General features: G+C 63.3%; 10 protein-coding genes. 6 read left to right on the forward strand and 4 right to left on the reverse strand.

What is annotated here, in order from left to right; genetic code table 11:
* The first annotated feature begins 6 nt into the window (after positions 1-6).
* Entirely contained in the window at positions 7-1935 is a 1929-nt protein-coding gene (locus OJ996_RS17455) for an RNA polymerase sigma factor (protein ID WP_264514923.1), read from the forward strand.
* Positions 1932-3188 (forward strand): hypothetical protein, encoded by a 1257-nt coding sequence (locus OJ996_RS17460; RefSeq protein WP_264514924.1) that lies wholly within the window; start codon positions 1932-1934, stop codon positions 3186-3188. The genes OJ996_RS17455 and OJ996_RS17460 overlap by 4 nt, the downstream gene beginning before the upstream one ends.
* A 90-nt stretch (positions 3189-3278) precedes the next feature.
* Here the strand turns inward: OJ996_RS17460 and OJ996_RS17465 are convergent, their stop codons facing one another.
* The 4 genes from OJ996_RS17465 to OJ996_RS17480 all read right to left on the reverse strand — a co-directional run bounded on the left by OJ996_RS17465 (position 3279) and on the right by OJ996_RS17480 (position 8044).
* Entirely contained in the window at positions 3279-4589 is a 1311-nt protein-coding gene (locus tag OJ996_RS17465) for a type II secretion system F family protein (RefSeq protein ID WP_264514925.1), read from the reverse strand.
* A gap of 19 nt (positions 4590-4608) precedes the next feature.
* Entirely contained in the window at positions 4609-6321 is a 1713-nt protein-coding gene (locus OJ996_RS17470; protein ID WP_264514926.1) for a GspE/PulE family protein, read from the reverse strand.
* An 81-nt stretch (positions 6322-6402) separates the two neighbouring features.
* Positions 6403-6831 (reverse strand): hypothetical protein, encoded by a 429-nt coding sequence (locus OJ996_RS17475; protein ID WP_264514927.1) that lies wholly within the window; start codon positions 6829-6831, stop codon positions 6403-6405.
* A gap of 178 nt (positions 6832-7009) precedes the next feature.
* Positions 7010-8044, reverse strand: coding sequence for a methyltransferase (locus tag OJ996_RS17480; protein ID WP_264514928.1), 1035 nt, complete (start codon positions 8042-8044; stop codon positions 7010-7012).
* Between the two features lie 149 nt (positions 8045-8193).
* Here OJ996_RS17480 and OJ996_RS17485 point away from each other — a divergent pair, with 149 nt between their 5' ends.
* From OJ996_RS17485 to OJ996_RS17500, 4 genes are all read left to right on the forward strand, one after another.
* Positions 8194-9018, forward strand: a complete 825-nt coding sequence (locus OJ996_RS17485) for a tetratricopeptide repeat protein (RefSeq protein ID WP_264514929.1) — start codon at positions 8194-8196, stop codon at positions 9016-9018.
* Positions 9019-9147: 129 nt separating this feature from the next.
* Positions 9148-13446, forward strand: coding sequence for an Ig-like domain-containing protein (locus tag OJ996_RS17490; protein WP_264514930.1), 4299 nt, complete (start codon positions 9148-9150; stop codon positions 13444-13446).
* A 103-nt stretch (positions 13447-13549) separates the two neighbouring features.
* On the forward strand, positions 13550-15658 hold the full coding sequence (locus OJ996_RS17495) for an ATP-binding protein (protein ID WP_264514931.1): 2109 nt from the start codon (positions 13550-13552) through the stop codon (positions 15656-15658).
* Entirely contained in the window at positions 15655-16290 is a 636-nt protein-coding gene (locus OJ996_RS17500) for a response regulator transcription factor (protein WP_264514932.1), read from the forward strand. Before OJ996_RS17495 ends, OJ996_RS17500 begins: the two co-directional genes overlap by 4 nt.
* Positions 16291-16305 lie beyond the last annotated feature (15 nt).

The following is a 16305-nucleotide window of genomic DNA, read 5'->3' on the forward strand; positions in this document are numbered from 1 at the left end:
AGAATCATGGAAGCGAGCGACCGCCAGCTGCTGAGCCGCTACATCGCCGGGCGCGATGAGACGGCCTTCCGTGCGCTGGTGATGAGGCATCTGCCGCTGGTCCACGGGGTGGCGCGGCGGGTCACGGCGAACGAGGATCTGGCGCGTGACGTGGCCCAGACGACTTTCATCCGGCTGGCGGAGCGTGCCGCCATGATTCCGCCGAATCTCCCACTGCCGGTGTGGCTGCACCGGATCTGCCGCCATCTCGCGATCGATCTGGTGAGATCGGAAGAGCGGAGGAAGAAGCGCGAACAGCTAGCACCCTCCGCCATGAACGAGCCGCAAGAGCCCGGGTGGTCCGCCTTGGCACCGCTGGTGGACCAATTGGTGAACGAACTGCCGGAGGCTGAGCGGCAGGTACTGCTGCTGCGGTATTTCTGCGATCAGGGGCATGCTTCCATCGCGGGCCAGCTCGGCGTGAGCGAGGTAGTCGCCCGGAAGCGGGCGTCGCGGGCCTTGGAGCGGCTGCGCGGCGCACTGGCCAAGCGCGGCATCGTCACCACGGCAGCAGCACTGGCGGCAGGCTTGCCTGCCCATGCCGCCCCCTCCCCGCCGGCGGCCTTGGCTGCGGGAGTCTTTGAAGCCACGCGGGGTATCGCACCGCTGGCCCCCTCCCCTTTTCACGCCGCCCTGATTGCCATGAATGCCACGCAGAAAGCCTCCATCGCCGCTGCCTCGCTGATCTTCCTGATGTCCGCAAGCTACTCCGTGATCACGAGTGGCAGGGATGCGAGGGCGGACACTTCATCCAACGGTGCTATCCCGTCCTTTGCAGTGGAGGGCGCGGGGGCATCCGAGCGCAGCCGCCGGGAAGCGCGTTTGCCGAGCAGCACGGCGGGACGCTTGGAACGGCTGAAGGAGATCCTGGAGATCGAGAGTCATGCGAGGCGCTACCGCGAGCTGACTTCGTTCATCGACAGATTGCGGCCCAATCAATTCCCCGAGGCGGCGGCGTTCCTCGGAGATCGTAACAAGGACCAATACACCTCCGTCGACGAGTACCACCTCTTCTTGGCCGCGTGGACCAAGGTGGATGTGCACGCCGCCCTGGCGCATGTGATGGCCGGGAAGAACATGTTCCATCTGGGGCGGGTTCTGGAGAGCTGGGCAGAGCAGGATCCCGGTGCGGCGCTTGCCTGGGCAAAGGCCAACCCGATCGGGAAGGAATCCAACAGATGTCTAGGTGATGTGCTCAGCGGCATCGCGGCCACGGATGTGAAAAGGGCTGTCGACGTCATCGAGAAGATTCCGGATCAAGCAACGAGGATCAGGATCTTGCTCGATCTGTGGGGGAGCTTTCACGAGCAGGCCGATGCGATGCCGAGATTGCTCCAGGAAATCGAGGAGCCGGCGCTACGCGAACGCTTGGTCGAGCGGGGCGTCATGATGGTGGCACATAGCTATCCTCCCGCGGCCGTGGACCTTCTGCTCCGGCACCCCGCGGTCGGAGGGCCCAACAAGATCGCCGAGGTCTATCAGGGTTGGGCGCAGCAGATGCCCGATGGCGCGATCTTGGGGCTAAACAAGCTTCAACCGGGGGCGATCCGGCAGCAGGCGGTGATGCAGGTCTGCTTCACCGTCTCGATGACCGACCCAGCGAAGGCATTCAAGGTTCTGGAGAAGTATCCGGAGACGGCAACCGATACCGGTGTGGCGAAGCTCGCCACCACCGCTGTCCTCGTAGACCCGCCCGGCATGATGGGTCGGATGATGGCTATTCAAGACACACGTCTCCGGGAGGAGACGCTGCCGAATGCCCTGCATCACTGGCAAGAGCAGGATAAGGAGGCAGCGGAAGAATGGATCCGCCGGAATCCCATCCCGGAATCCGTGCAACAAGAGCTACGCGAGCAGCCGTCCGAAAACACCAACCTCGATCCCTCCGGCATATGAAAGCGGCGACGCTTACTTTCGTGATCACCGGTTCGTTGCTGGCAGGCTCGGTCTGCTTGCTGGCCCTGCCTCATGTTAGAAGATCTTCGACACAGGAAGAAGGCGCCGGCGTGGCCACGGACCAAGCCGCGATAAAGCCGGGAAAGTCCCCCGGTTCGGCATTGGCCCGAGGCGAAGGAAGCGGCAACGCGGGAGAGGATCCGGAAGCCACCGCCGCACGAGTGCATGCGGGTATCGGCGAGGCGAGAGAGCAGCTTCTCAAGGTTTGTGCCACGGGTAACGTGGCGGAGCGATATCGAAACCTGGCCAAGCTGTTCGATCGCTATAGCAGCGCGGATTATCTGGATGCTGCCGAAGCGTTGATCACACTGGGATTCGGTCCAGAATCAAAGGAATGCTTGATGCTACTATCCGCATGGGTGGAGAGGGAGCCGGAGCGAGCCCTCACCGAGTTGGTGAATTCGCCACGGCAGGAGATTCTACCGCCATTGATCCGCGCTTGGGCGGAGAGTGATCCCAAGGCGGCGCTTGCTTGGATCGAGACAACCAAGCCCGAGCAGAAGATCGTTCTCCAGAATCAAGTCGTCAGTGTTCTGATGCGGAGAGATCCGGCTGCGGCGAAGGCCCTGCTCGAAAGCATGCCACCAGACCAGCAGGGAGTGGCACTCTACTCGATCGTTCCGCGAGATCTCGGTTTGAGGGACAGGGCCGGGTTGCAAGCATGGATCGATGCGCTGCCAGCAGCACTCCGGCAGCAAGCTCTCGGCCTGATGCTGCAATCCCTCCCGGGATCGCGCACGGCTGAGAAGCTGGAGTGGATGCAGCGCTACCCGAGCCTTGCGAGCCCGGGCCCGGTGAATCACATGTATGCGGACTGGATCCGGAGCGACGAGGCCGCTGCGCTCTCATCCATCGAGACCCTGGACAAGCCCGAGCTGCGCGAAGCCGCCTACGAAGGCATCTCGCGAACCTATCTGATCATGGGCAAGGAGAAGGAATCGTTCGAGGCCATGCAGCGTTCCACACCGGAATACAACGAGGAAAGGCTGGAGCTATGGCTGACGAGTCCGAGAAACGGAGCCCCGCTGGTAGCACTGGAACAGATCACGAACATTCGCGACGAATCCAGACGGAAGCCGATCTACCGGCGGCTGTTGAGCGATTGGCAGGAAGCCGATCCGAAGGCCGCCAAAGAGTGGATGAACACACACGAGATCCCGGAGGATGTGCGGAAGGCGCTGGAAGAGCGTTAGAGGAAGAAGGGCGAAACCGCGGATGGCGCGGATAGCACGGATGAAGAGAATCCGAGGTGATTGTTCCAGCTTTGTGAAGAAGTCCCCGCTTCAGTGCTGGAGGTTCTTGATGGTCTGGAAGATCGCCGTGATCATCAGGTAGGCCATGGTGCCGATGAGGCTGGCCATGATGATGAGGATGGTCGGCATGATCAGCGCCATGATGCGGGAGAGGCTCTTATCGAGTTCCTTGTCATAACGCTCCGCGGCCCGGCGGAGGGAGAGATCCAGCTTACCGGTCTGCTCACCCACCGAGACCATGTCGATCAAGAGCGGAGGGAAGGCACCGGTGCGGATGAGAGCCTTCGAGAAGGCACGGCCATCGCCGACTTGGTCGATTACCGTATTCAGGTTCGCGCGCAGGGCGAGGTTCTGGGTGGCATCGCGGGAAAGCTCGAGGGCGCGCAGAAGCGGCAAGCCGTTGCCGGCGAGGTTCGCCATCGTTTCGAGGAACTGCACGTAGAAGCGGCTGGCGACCACGGGGCCGATCATCGGGGCATTCAGCTTGAAGCGGTCCCAAGTCATGCGGTTGTCGGGATTGTCCTTCCATGCCTTGAAGAACAGACCTGCCGCGATCAGCAGGATCGCGATGACATACCAGTAGGCTTTGATCAGCTCGGTGGCCTTCATCATGAGCTGGATCGGCAGCGGCAATTTGCCGCCGGGAGTGCTCTCGATGAGGGTGGTGAGCTGGGGAATGAGAATGGTAACGAAGACCACCGCCACGCCGATACCCGCCAGCACGAGGAAGGCCGGATAGATCAAGGCGAGGATCAGGCGGCCTTGGAGTTCCGCCAAAGTTTTCAGGTAATGGGCCTGACGCTTGAGGATGGTATCGAGCGCGCCGGAAGCCTCGCCCGCCGCGGCGAGGGAGCAGTAGAGCGGGCCGAAGCTGGGGCTCACCCGCTTGAGCGCGGTGGAGAAGTTCATGCCATCGCGCACGAGCTGGCGGATACCGCTCGCGACAGCTTTCAGGCCGCCAAGTTCCTGGCGGCCTTCCATCGACTGGAGCGCGGGCTCTAGCTGCAGGCCGGCACCGAGCATGTCCGAGAGTTCCTCGGTGAACATGATTACCTCCGCGCGCTTCAGCTTGAGCGGACCATCGGGAGTTTTGTCATCGCCCTCCTTGAGCTTGTCCTTCGCGGCTGCCTTCGACGACGGCTTCGCCGGAGCAGCAGCACCATCGCTCTTCGCCTTCTTCTTGGCCGGACCGGCGGAGGAAGCCGCGGACTCCTTCAAGCTCACCGGTTGCAGGCCGCGGCGGTCGAGCACGCGCAACGCCTCGGGCCGGTCAGCAGCATCCACCTCGCCGGTTTGCACACCGCCGGAGGAACTCAGGGCTTTGTAAGAGAAGACTGGCACGAGGGCAGATGAATGAAAATTACTCGGTCGCGATGTCGGTCGAGGTCACGGAGATGACTTCCTCGATCGTGGTCATGCCCTGCATCACTTTGATCCAGCCGTAACCGCGCATCGGAACGAAGCCCTCCTTCACGGACTGCGCGCGGATATCCGGGGCGGACGCACCATGGGCGACCATGTCCTGCATGGCTTGGCTAAGGACCACCACCTCGTAGATCGCGAGGCGGCCTTGGAAACCGGTATTGCGGCAGCGGTCGCAACCTTTCGCCACGAAGGGCTGGCCTTCCAGATTCATCGGAATGCCGAGGTCGCGGCGGTCGTCCATGGTCAACTCGCGCGGCACCTTGCAGTGCGGGCAGAGGCGACGGACGAGGCGCTGGGCGAGGAAGGCACGGACAGCGGCGGAGACCAGGAAAGGCTCCACGCCCATGTCGATCAGACGGCTGATACCACCGAGCGCGTCGTTGGTGTGGAGCGTGGAGAACACCAAGTGACCGGTAAGCGAGGCGCGGATGGCAATCTCCGCGGTCTCAAGGTCACGGATTTCCCCGATCATCACCACGTTCGGGTCGGCACGGAGAATCGAGCGGAGACCGGCGGCGAAGGTGAGGCCGATGTCGGACTTCACCGCGATCTGCATCACCCCGGAGAGCTTGTTTTCCACCGGATCCTCGATCGTGACGATGCGGCGGTCCGGGTGGTTGATCTCGCTGAGGAAGGAGTAGAGGCTGGTCGACTTACCCGAACCGGTGGGACCGGTGATCAGGATGATGCCGTTCGAGAGGTGGAGCAGGCCCTCGATCTTAGAGCGCACGTGGTGCTCCATGCCCAGCTTGTCCAAGTTGAACTTCTCCTGGTTAAGGAGACGCAGGGCGACGCTTTCGCCCTCGACCGTCGGCACGGTGGCGACGCGGACGTCGATGGTGCGGCCTTCGAACTGGAGGTTGATACGTCCGTCCTGCGGCAGGCGGCGCTCGGCGATGTCGAGGCGCGACATGATCTTGAGACGGGCGATCACGGAGCTTTGCAGCGCCTTGATGTTCTCCGGCACCGTGACTTCCAAGAGCTTGCCGTCAATGCGGTAGCGGATCCGCAGGTTATTCGCGAGCGGCTCGACGTGGATATCCGTGGCCCGCTGCTCGAGCGATTCACGGATGATCTGGTTCACGAACTTCACCACGCTGGCCTCTTCATCCTCGTCGGCGTCGATGACGTTCGCCTCGTCGTGCCCTTCGAGGTTCTCGTAGTCCAGCTCACGACCCTCGAGGATCTGCTCGAAGGTATCCGCACCCACCCCGTAGAGCTTGCGCAGGGATTCGTGGATGCGGCGGCGGGAAGCCATACACCACTCCACCGGCATCGCGATCTCCTGGGCGACGGCCTGGCGAGCGACGAGATTGAAAGGGTCGAAGGTGGCGAGCTTCAGGTGCGGCACTTCGCCCTCGCCGCCGGTGATGGCCACGGGCAGGAGGCGGTAACGCAGAGCCACGCGGGGACCGCAGGCCTCGCGAAGCGGCAGGGGGGCCTCGGCTTGCGGAATATTCTCCAGCCACTCCATATCGAGCTCCGCGGCGAGTTCCCGCATGTAGGCCTCCTCATCCACCACTCCGGCATCCAGCACGTCGTCGATGGGCGAGCGCTGCCGCTGGACGGCGCCTTCCAGGACTTCGCCGAGTTTTTCCAAGTCTTGGCAGCCGCTGCGGCGGGCGGGGTCGATCAACAAATCGGTCATTCGGCGGGGTCTTCTGCTGGCAGTCTTGTCCCGTAAAACCGCCGGGAGGGCAACTTGTCTCTGGAAAATTCCCCGGAGAACTCAATCCGACCGCAAATCTTTGGTTTTCAGAAGCTCCCCAAGCATCCCCGGAGACTGAAGCCGGTAATAATGCCCGCCGATCTGGACTGGCAGGAAATCGCCCGATCCACGGAACAGGGTAATATTCAAGACCTTTACCCCATCCTGGCGGAGTTCCAATTGCCCGACGAACACCCATTTCATCGGCTCCCTATCAAAGTCGGCTGCCTCCAATTCCGAGCGCAAGCGCCCAAGATCGGCGGAAGGCAGTTCCTGCTTCACGAGTCCTTCCAAGGCGATGTCATGGCGGAAAAGCGAGGCCGAATCAAAAGCCGGTAAGTGGGGCGCGGGCTGATGCCGCCATAGGACCACGGCCAGAAACACGAGCACGAAGAACGCGACCAGAACCGCAAGTCCAATCCCGAGGATACGCTTGCCGGGAGCTTTCATGATTTGAAGTCGTCGGCTGAAGAGAGAAGCCGCAGGAGGCCAGTTATTTGCACCAGCCCCCCCTTAAACATCAAGCTAGCAGATTCCCGCCCTCCAAGGCTATGGCCACCGGCGGCCTCAGCATCGATTGCCTGCTTGGAGACCAAGACGAACTTCACGGAATCGGCCCCAAATGAGGCTAAGGTTTCCCCGCTGTCATCACGCCCCGGTCCGCTGCGGTCGTCCGGAAGCTGAATCCGCGGAATCCCGCCTCCGTGGCGAGCACCTCGTACTCCGCGGTGGAATAGCATTTGCCTTGGGTGGAGTGCATGAGGAGGGCGGAATATTCCGCGACCGGGAGTGGACCGCACTTGTCCGCATCGATAAAGGCGTCGTGGATCAGGAGCATGCCACCGGGCGCGAGGGCCCGGAACGAGGCAGCCAGAAGCTGGCGGACCTCCGGAAGATCCCAGTCGTGCAGGACGTTCGAGTAGAGGTGGAGATCGTAGCCGCCGGGGAGCTCCTCCTTCAGCATGTCCCCTGCCCTGACATCCACCCGGTCCGCGTAGCCGAGCTCGGCAATGCGGGTGCGGGCGATCTTCTCCACCGAGAATTGATCGAAGACCGTGGCGCTGAGTTTAGGATGATTCGCCACCAGGGAGCAGGCGTAGATGCCGGAGCCACCTCCGATATCCAGCAGGCGGGAGAAGCGCGAGAGATCCAGCGCCTGCGCCATGGCGGGACCCATCAGCACGCCTCGACAGTCCATGGCCGCGGTGAATTGCCGGGCGAAGGCCTCATCCTCCATCGCGCGGTGCCAATCGGCGGACTCGTCATAGCCACCCCAGTTCGCCGGCTTTCCGGTGCTGAGCACCTTCAGGTAGTCCTTCGTGACCGGGCGGTCCTTGAGCGAGCGATAGTAGGGAGCGAGGGACCACGGTGAGCTGGCGAGCAGGAAGTCCCGGCCGGAGTCCGAGAGATGGAAGACATCCCCTTCCCTGGTCACGAAGCCATTCGCGCAGAAGAGGGTCATCATCACATCGGCGGGACGCCCGGCGAAACCGAAGTGGCGACAGATGGCCGCCAGATCGGACGGGTTCGCAGCGAGCCAGGTGAAGAAATCGAGGTGCACCAAGGCGGCGGTCACCAAGTCCGCCGCATACAGGCCGTCCCGGTAGCGGTAGGCGCGGAGCGGGTCGGAGCTCGGGATTCGGCGCAGATCGGTGGCTTCCATGACGATGAGCGCGCTCCGGGAAGGGACTGATGACAAGGGCAATCGGCGGCAGCCGCCCGCTTGCGGGCGCTCATGTTTCGATTTCTTCACACAATGAGGATTCAAGCAGGAGCCCCGAGCCTAGCCTTCTCTTGCTCCGAATCCGGGCCATGAAACACGTTCTTCTTTTCGCCGCACTGCTGTCCACCCCGCTCGCCGCCCATCCGGATCCCCGGCACACGCTCGACGAGATCGAAGAGCACCTGCTGGAAACGCCGAATGACCCGGAGCTTCTGATCCGGAAGGCGGACCTGTTTCTGCAGACCAAGAAGCACGATGAAGCCGCCGAGATCATCGCCAAGCTCTTGGAAGCCCAGCCGAAGAATCCGGAAGTCCGCCTGCTCGATATCCGTCTGCTACTGGATCAGGAGCAGGGCGAGGAGGCGGCGTCCAAGGCGAGCGTGCTGACCGAGGCACATCCGCGCCATGCGGAAGCTTGGCGGGTGCGCGCCCGCGCGGAAGAAGCTCGTGGCCAGCGGGAGGAAGCGATCATGGCGTTGAGCAAGCACATGGATCTGGCCGCGAAGCCGAATCCCGGCGATGCTCTGATGGGTGCCGGCTGGATGGAGGAGAAAGGAGATGCCGCCGGCGCGGTGAAGATCCTGGACCAATGCCTGAGCAAAGTGGGCTGCTTGAGCGGCCTCCAACAAAGGGCGATCGGGCTGGAGATCGGGCTCGAACGATACGACTCCGCCCTGCGCCGCATCGATGCGCTGGAAGCCCGCTTCCGCCCTTCCGTCGAGCTCTCCCTCAAGCGTGCTGAGATCCTCGAGAAGGCGAAGCGCTTCGGCGAGGCGGCAAACGCCTGCGACTCCGCGCTGGCGTTGTTAGAGGCACAACCTTCCGCGAAGAAGCGCGGCGTGGTCTATCAGCACCACTTCCAGGTCCTGAGCACGCGCAAGGCGGAAAACCAGAAGAAGGCCGGCGTCCGCTGAGCTGAAGATTCCGTCACGAAATCTTGGCACGGCGTCGTAGCAAGTGACCAAATCTTCACGTCGCGATTTCCTCACATGATGGAGGTTTGACGGAAATGGTGAGCGGTTAGGCCTCTGCGGACTCCCGCCATGACGTTCACGTTCCCCGCACGCCTGCTTCTTCTCTCGGCCGCCCTTTCCACCACGATCCACGCTGCCGAATTCGGCACGCTGCGGGTCACGCAGCTTGCCAACAATAACAATCCGCTGAGCCATGCCACGCCGGGCATCTCGATTGCCAAGGGCACGGGCAGCACCAGCGGCGGGAACTTCGAGAGCGGCGCGAACCGCGGCGACTATGACATGAGCTTCGGCAGCAGCAATGACGTCACCGGCGGCGTCTTGCTGAGTTCGCTGGCCCAGCGCGTCCGTAATGACAGCGCGACCGGCGGTCCGGCGACCGGAGATTTCTTCGCCACCAGCAGCAGCGCGATCAACGGTACAGGCGACAAATACTGGCTGGCGATCCATTGGGCCGAGGTGGATGACAGCGTCGAGGTGAACTACGATACCTCCTACGCGCACCTGCCCTATGATGAGTTCATCGGCGGCGTGGTGACGAACAGCGTGAACAACGGCGAGATGAGCACGCTGACCGGCAGCCCGGGCATCGCGCTGGGAACGCAGTTCGTGGACCTCGCGACACCCGGGGGCCAATACTCGCTCGACATCAACGGTCTGGTTCCAAACGCGTCGCAGGTCGGGGTGCTACTGGTGACCGGCGTGCGGAACGAGGACAACTTCGCCCTCTCCCGCGCCAATGCGGACGGCAGCTTCAACATCTTCTGCCACGACAGCGGCACCAACGGTGCGAGCTACGAAAACGATGGCGTCGGATTCGCCTATCTGCCCGTGAGCGCGGTGGGCAGCAATCACCTGGCAGCCGTGGGTCGCGTGAATGGCAATGCCTCGACCGATGTAGCAGGCGGAAACTTCACCGTGACCAAGGGCGGCACCGGCCAATGGTATCTTCAAATCCCCGGCCATTCCGAAGCGACCGGCACCTTGATTGTGAGCCCGGAAGGCGGCGGCACGAACAACATCGACAACATTATCGCCACCAGCTGGGACGCGGCGAACAACCGCTGGATCATCGAGAGCCGCGATCTGAACGGCACAGCCCCCCAAGTTCCCACTCTCCAGAACATGGCAAATGCCGCGGAGGACGCCTTCAGCTTCGCCTTCTTTTCGCTCGCTGCCACCGGCACGAATACCGCGCCCACCGCTTCGATCGTCTCTCCCGCGGAAGAAGCGATCAAGGTGCCGGTGAATGCCGAGCTGCGTGTGAATGCCGGGGATGTGGACGGCGGCAACTTGCAGGTGACCTTCCACGGACGCCGTGTCGCTGCGGTGGAGCCCTCGGACTCTTTCTCCGTCGTCGCACTCCCGGACACGCAATTCTACTCCGAGAACACCGGCGGCAACCGCGCCGCGATCTTCTCCGCGCAGACCGACTGGATCGTGGCGGAGCGTGAAGCGGAGAATATCGGCTTCGTGCTGCACTTGGGCGATATCACCCAGCGCGGCGACAACCCGGCGACCGCCGCCGAGGAGTGGGCGAATGCCTCGAACGCGATGTATCGTCTGGAGAATCCAGCCACGACTTTCCTGGCAGAAGGCGTGCCCTACATCATGGCGGTGGGGAACCACGACCAGTACCCCATCGGGGATGCCGAAGGGACCACCGAATGGTTCAACCGCTACTTCGGCGTGCACCCGGAGACCGGCATCAATCACTTCCACGACAAGTCCTACTACGGCGGCACCTCCGAACCGACCAAAGCCGATAACAACTACACGCTCTTCACCGCAGGCGGGATGGACTTCATCGTGATCAGCTTCGAGTACGACACGACGCCGGACACCGTCGATCTCGACTGGGCGGATGCCTTGCTGAAAGCGCACCCGCAGCGCCGCGGCATCGTGATCACCCACCACATGGTGAACACCGGCAATCCGGCCAACTTCAGCACCCAGGGTTCCGCGATCTACGAAGCCCTGAAGGACAACCCGAACCTGATCCTGATGCACGGCGGCCACATCCATGGTGAAGGCCGCCGCACCGACACCTTCCAGGGCCGGACGGTCCATTCGCTCCTGGCCGACTACCAGGGCCGCAGCAATGGCGGCGACGGCTGGCTGCGGATCATGAAGTTCCGCCCCTCGCTGAATCGCGTGGACGTGCAGACTTACTCGCCCACGCTCGACCAATACGAGACCGACGGGGACAGCCAGTTCTCCATTGATATCGATCTGAAGAACGGCATGGGCCCCTTCAGCCAGATCGGCCAGATTTCCACGACCCCGGGCCAAGCATCCCTTGTCTGGAGCGGTTTGGAACCCGGCACCCGCTACGAGTGGTATGCCACGGTGAGCGATGGCATCGCGTCCGTGAGCACTCCGGTACAGAGCTTCATCACCGATGGGGTGGACTTCGAGCCGCGTGTCGAGATCACATCCCCGGCCAATGGCACGGTCGCCTCGGCCCCGGCGAGCATCGTGCTTGAGGCCGATGCCTCGGACATCGATGGCAGCATCAGCCGCGTGGAGTTCTACCGCGGGACCACCTTGATCGGCCAGGATGACACCGCACCCTATTCCGTGAACTGGAATGGCGTCTCGACCGGCAACTACACGATCATCGCGAAGGCGATCGACAACGAAGGCAACACCGGAGTGGCCGCCCCTGTCTCCGTGCTGGTGACGACCGAGCCTGCTGCTCCTACCGCGGCGACGGCGTCCTCCGCGGTCATCATCCCCGCTTGGCAAGTGGAGGCGGGAACGCCTGCCCCGCGTAACTTCACCGCACCCGGCAGCAACGCGGGTGACATCGAGCTCAAGATCAACGGGACCGCTGCCAACTACGCGGCCGGTGTCACGCTAGCGACTCCGGCCGGTGCGGGCGAGGCGCGGGACAACATTTCCCTGCCCTACGCCAGCGCCAGCGGGAAGGCATGGGTGAGCGTGCTCGACAACACCAACGACAACGCGGCCGACGCCAATCCCGCGACGGCGGAAGAGAACGAGCGCACGGCTGTGGCCTACCTGCCCTACTCCGGCGGATGGACCGGAGCTTCGATCTCCGCGAATGGCGATATCCTGAGCGGCAACCTGCCCTCCGGCACAAGCGTTGTGCGCAGCGGCGACGGGCTTTATGTGATCTCGGGCCTCTCGACCTCGGGCAACTTCATGGCCTTCGCCACCGGCAATGGCGGAACCGACGGGGACAACGTGCTCTCCATCCGCAAGGGGCAGGGCCAATGGTTCGTGCAGACACGCGACAACTCCTCCGAGGAGCAGAACGGCGCCTTCAACTTCCTTTACATCCCCTCCTCCACCCCGGGAGTTCTGAGCGGCCGCATCCGCGCCAATGGCACGGTGACCGCGCTGAACGGACAATTGGCCACGGTGGGAGCGACGCTGGTGGATACCTCCACCCACTGCGACCTCACCTTCGGCAATGGCACCCAATTCAATCCATCCAACTGCGCGCTGTTCCTGACGCCGGATGCAAGCGACTCCTCCGCCGCGCCGGACAATCTGGTAAGCTACTCGGCCAGCGGAAATGCCTTCCGGATCTTCAGCCAGGATCTGCCGCAGCTTGCGGGGAACTTCCAGAAGATCGACATGCGCTTCGTGGCCATTCCTTACGCAGCTTCCGCGGCGGTGCCGACCGAAGTGAGCATCGAGGGCACGGACGCGATCGGAGGCGAGTATGGCGAAGATCGCAGCATGAGCTTCACGGTAAGCCGGACGGGATCCACCGATACCACGTTGACGGTTGCCTACTCGACCTCCGGCACGGCTCAGGCGGGACTCGACTTCACCGCGCCTCCGGGCTTCGTCCAGATCCCGGCCGGTCAGGGCTCGGCGGTCGTGACCATCCAGATTTTGGAAGACTCTGCGGCAGAGGGAGATGAGACCGTGATCCTGACTTTGATCGATGGCGACTTCCATGAGCTGTCCGCGGCGGTGTCTGCCACGGGCACCATCAAGGATCGCCCGCTGCAGGCCTTCCTCCGTGCCGGCGGCATGAGCAACCCGGAAGCCGATGACGATGGCGACGGCAGCCCGAACATCTTGGAGTACTATTTCGGTAGCCCCCCGGAGCATGCGACGGTTCAGGCAGTCTCCGTCGGTGAGGGCAGCTTCACCGCGCGATTCCCCCGTTCGAAAAGCGCGACCGACGTGAATGCCAAGGTGCAGTGGTCGACCGATCTGGCCGGCTGGCACGATTCCGGAGCGAGCGATGGCAAGCGCACCGGGAGCATTGCCACCCGCACCGTTTCGCCCGAGATGGAAGATCCGGAAACCATCGAGGCTGTGCTCACATTCCCGGAGGGACCGGCTCCGGCAGCCGTTTACCTCCGCCTGACGGTGACGCCCTGATCGGACCGTCGCATCTTCATGCGACTCTTGCAGGTTCCTCGCGGGCTGTCAGGCTTACGAGACAGGCGGGGCTTTCCGGCGTAAGCTCCCGTCTGGAAAGGCGATGCTGTTCCGGAAACCCATCCTCGGCCTGCTCCTGGCCGGCGGCCTTCAGGCTGCCCCGCTGCTGCCGCTCCGTGTCGTGGAATCGACGCAGATGAACTTCGGCCACCCTCTGTCCGAGCTTCTGGATGGCGATGTGAACGCGGGCAATGGCCTGGACATGGACCGGGCACAATTTCAGGAGCAGGTGATCGTCTTCGCCACGGAGAAGCCGCTCTTCGCGCAGGTATTCCAGTTCACTACCTGGCACATCTCCAAGGAGAAGGGGGCCTACCCGGCCCAACTGGAGCTTGCGGTCACTTCGGACGACAAGCCGAGCCGCCAAGGCAACTGGAAGCCGCTCAAGCCGAGCCAAGTGCTCACCGATTCCTTTCCGCGGAATCCGGGGCTGATCCGCTCGGAGGGCGACTGGATCTACATGTCGGAGGGGCTCGACCAAACGGTGCTGACCGTGCGCGCCCCTGCGGCGCTCACCGGGGTGACTGGTTTCCGCCTCCGTTTCCTACAGGTCGAGGCGAGCCACATCAGCGGCCAGCGCGTGATCGGCCGCAGCCGGAACGGGAACTGCGTGATCAACGAGTTCCAGATCCAGGCGGATCCGCTGCGCTCGTCGAATGTCGCACTGGGCCGACCGGTAAGGGCATCGGGCGCCGTCTACGACGGACTGTATCCGCATTTCCTCACGGACGGGTTCGCGGCGTCCTTCTCCCACCCGGCGGACTGGCAACCGGCGCGGGATTTCCACTTCGAGGTGGATCTAGGCAGCACCCGTTCGCTCGACTACATCGTGCTGCGCAGCCGGCTCGACGGCACGGCACCGGAGCGACTCGGCGACTATGAGCTGCAGGTGCTGGCCGATGATGGCAGCGGCCAACCCGGAGAGATTCGATGGCGTGCCCGCATGCGGCAGGATGGCTCGCATGTTCCGCCGGGAGGCCGGGATATCATTCAGGCGGAGGATGGCACCGGTGAAAGTTTCTCCGGACGCTTCGTCCGCATCGTGAACCCCATCGATGCGATCTGCCGCCCGCAGGTGGGAGAACTGGAGGTCTATCCGCAGCTTCACCCGCGCATTGCCGGGATCAGTGCGGACAGCCAGGAGATCGGGCAGTCGGAGAGCTTGCCGCCGGGCACGAAACGACTCGACTTCAACTTTGCGGCGGGGAAAGACGATGTCGCCCCGGAACTGCTGGTCTTCCGCTGGCGTCAGGCTGCGACGAACTCGGCATGGCTCGAGTGCGGAGCCGGAGAGCTTGCCACAATCTCCTGCGAGAATCCCGGCGTTTACCCGATCGAATTCCAAGCGCGCCACACCGACGGACGCTGGAGCCGGCAGATCCAATCGCATGTCTTCACCATCCCTACCCCGTGGTGGCGGAGCCCGATCCGGATGGGTGCGCTCGCGCTGGGAGGATTCCTACTGGCGGCGGGCCTGGCGTGGTGGGCCTCGGTGCGGCGGCTCCGCCACAAGCTGCAGCTCGCCCAGGCGGCGCGTGCCATTGAGCAGGACCGGCTCCGCATCGCACGGGACATGCACGATGACATCGGTGCCCGTCTCACCCACATGGCCTTGCTCGCGGACCGGCTGAAGCGCTCGCCCGGGCACGATCCCTCGCTTCTCACGAAACTCGCCGGGGAGGCGCGCGGCACCGTCGGCGCGCTCGACCAGATCGTGTGGGCGGTGAACCCACGCCACGACACCCTCGGCAGCCTCTCGGATTACCTCTGCAATCATGCGACCGGCTATCTCGCAGATGCCGGTCTCTCCTGCCATTTTGAATCGCCGCCCTCGAACCGTGAATCCATCCTGCCCTTTGCCATCCGCCATCCGCTGCTGATGGCGGTGAAGGAAGCGCTCCAGAACGTGGTGAAACATGCCGGTGCCAGCCGCGTAACCATCAGCCTGCACTCGAAGGGCGACGCCATCGAGCTGGACCTGAGCGACGACGGCAAAGGGATCAAGCCCGATGTTAGCGTGCCCGACGATGGCGACGGCCTCTCAAACATGCGTGGGCGCTTGGCCGAAATCGGCGGGACCTGCGTGATCGCCCCCTCACCTGCGGGAGGAACCCGCGTCACCCTTTCGGTCCCATGGACCGCCGGAGCATGAAACCTTGTACGATCAGCCTAGTAGAAGACAACCTGCCGCTTGCCGAGGAACTGCAAGCATTGTTCGACAGCCAGCCGGACATGCAGGTGCTTGCCGCCTATCCCTCCGCGGAGGAGGCGCTCAACGCCCTTCCCGCGAAGCTTCCGGACATCCTCGTCGTGGACATCCGGCTCCCCGGAATGGATGGGGTGGAGCTGATTTCCACCTTGAAGCCGCGCTTCAAGGACCTGCCGATCCTCGTGCTCACAATGTACGAGGAGAGCGACCTGATCTTCGACGCGCTCAAGGCCGGAGCCTCCGGCTACCTCTTGAAGCGGGCGGCGGGCGAAGAACTCTGCGAAGCCGTGCGGCAGATCCGCAGCGGCGGCTCGCCGATGTCGCCCAGCATCGCCCGGAAGGTCGTGGACTCCTTCCGGGCTCCCAGCCCACCGGAACCGGAGGGTGCAAGACTCTCGCCCCGCGAACAGGAGATCCTCGGTCTGTTAGCCAATGGTGCGCTCTACAAGGAGATCGCCGGAACCCTCGGTATCAGTTTGGACACGGTGCGCACCCACCTGCGCCGGATCTATGAGAAGCTGCACGTACACACCCGCACGGAAGCGGTGGTGAAGTACTTGGGACATCGTAGGTGACAGGGACACACATCC

The sequence above is a fragment of the Luteolibacter rhizosphaerae genome (assembly GCF_025950095.1).
Taxonomy (GTDB): domain Bacteria; phylum Verrucomicrobiota; class Verrucomicrobiia; order Verrucomicrobiales; family Akkermansiaceae; genus Haloferula; species Haloferula rhizosphaerae.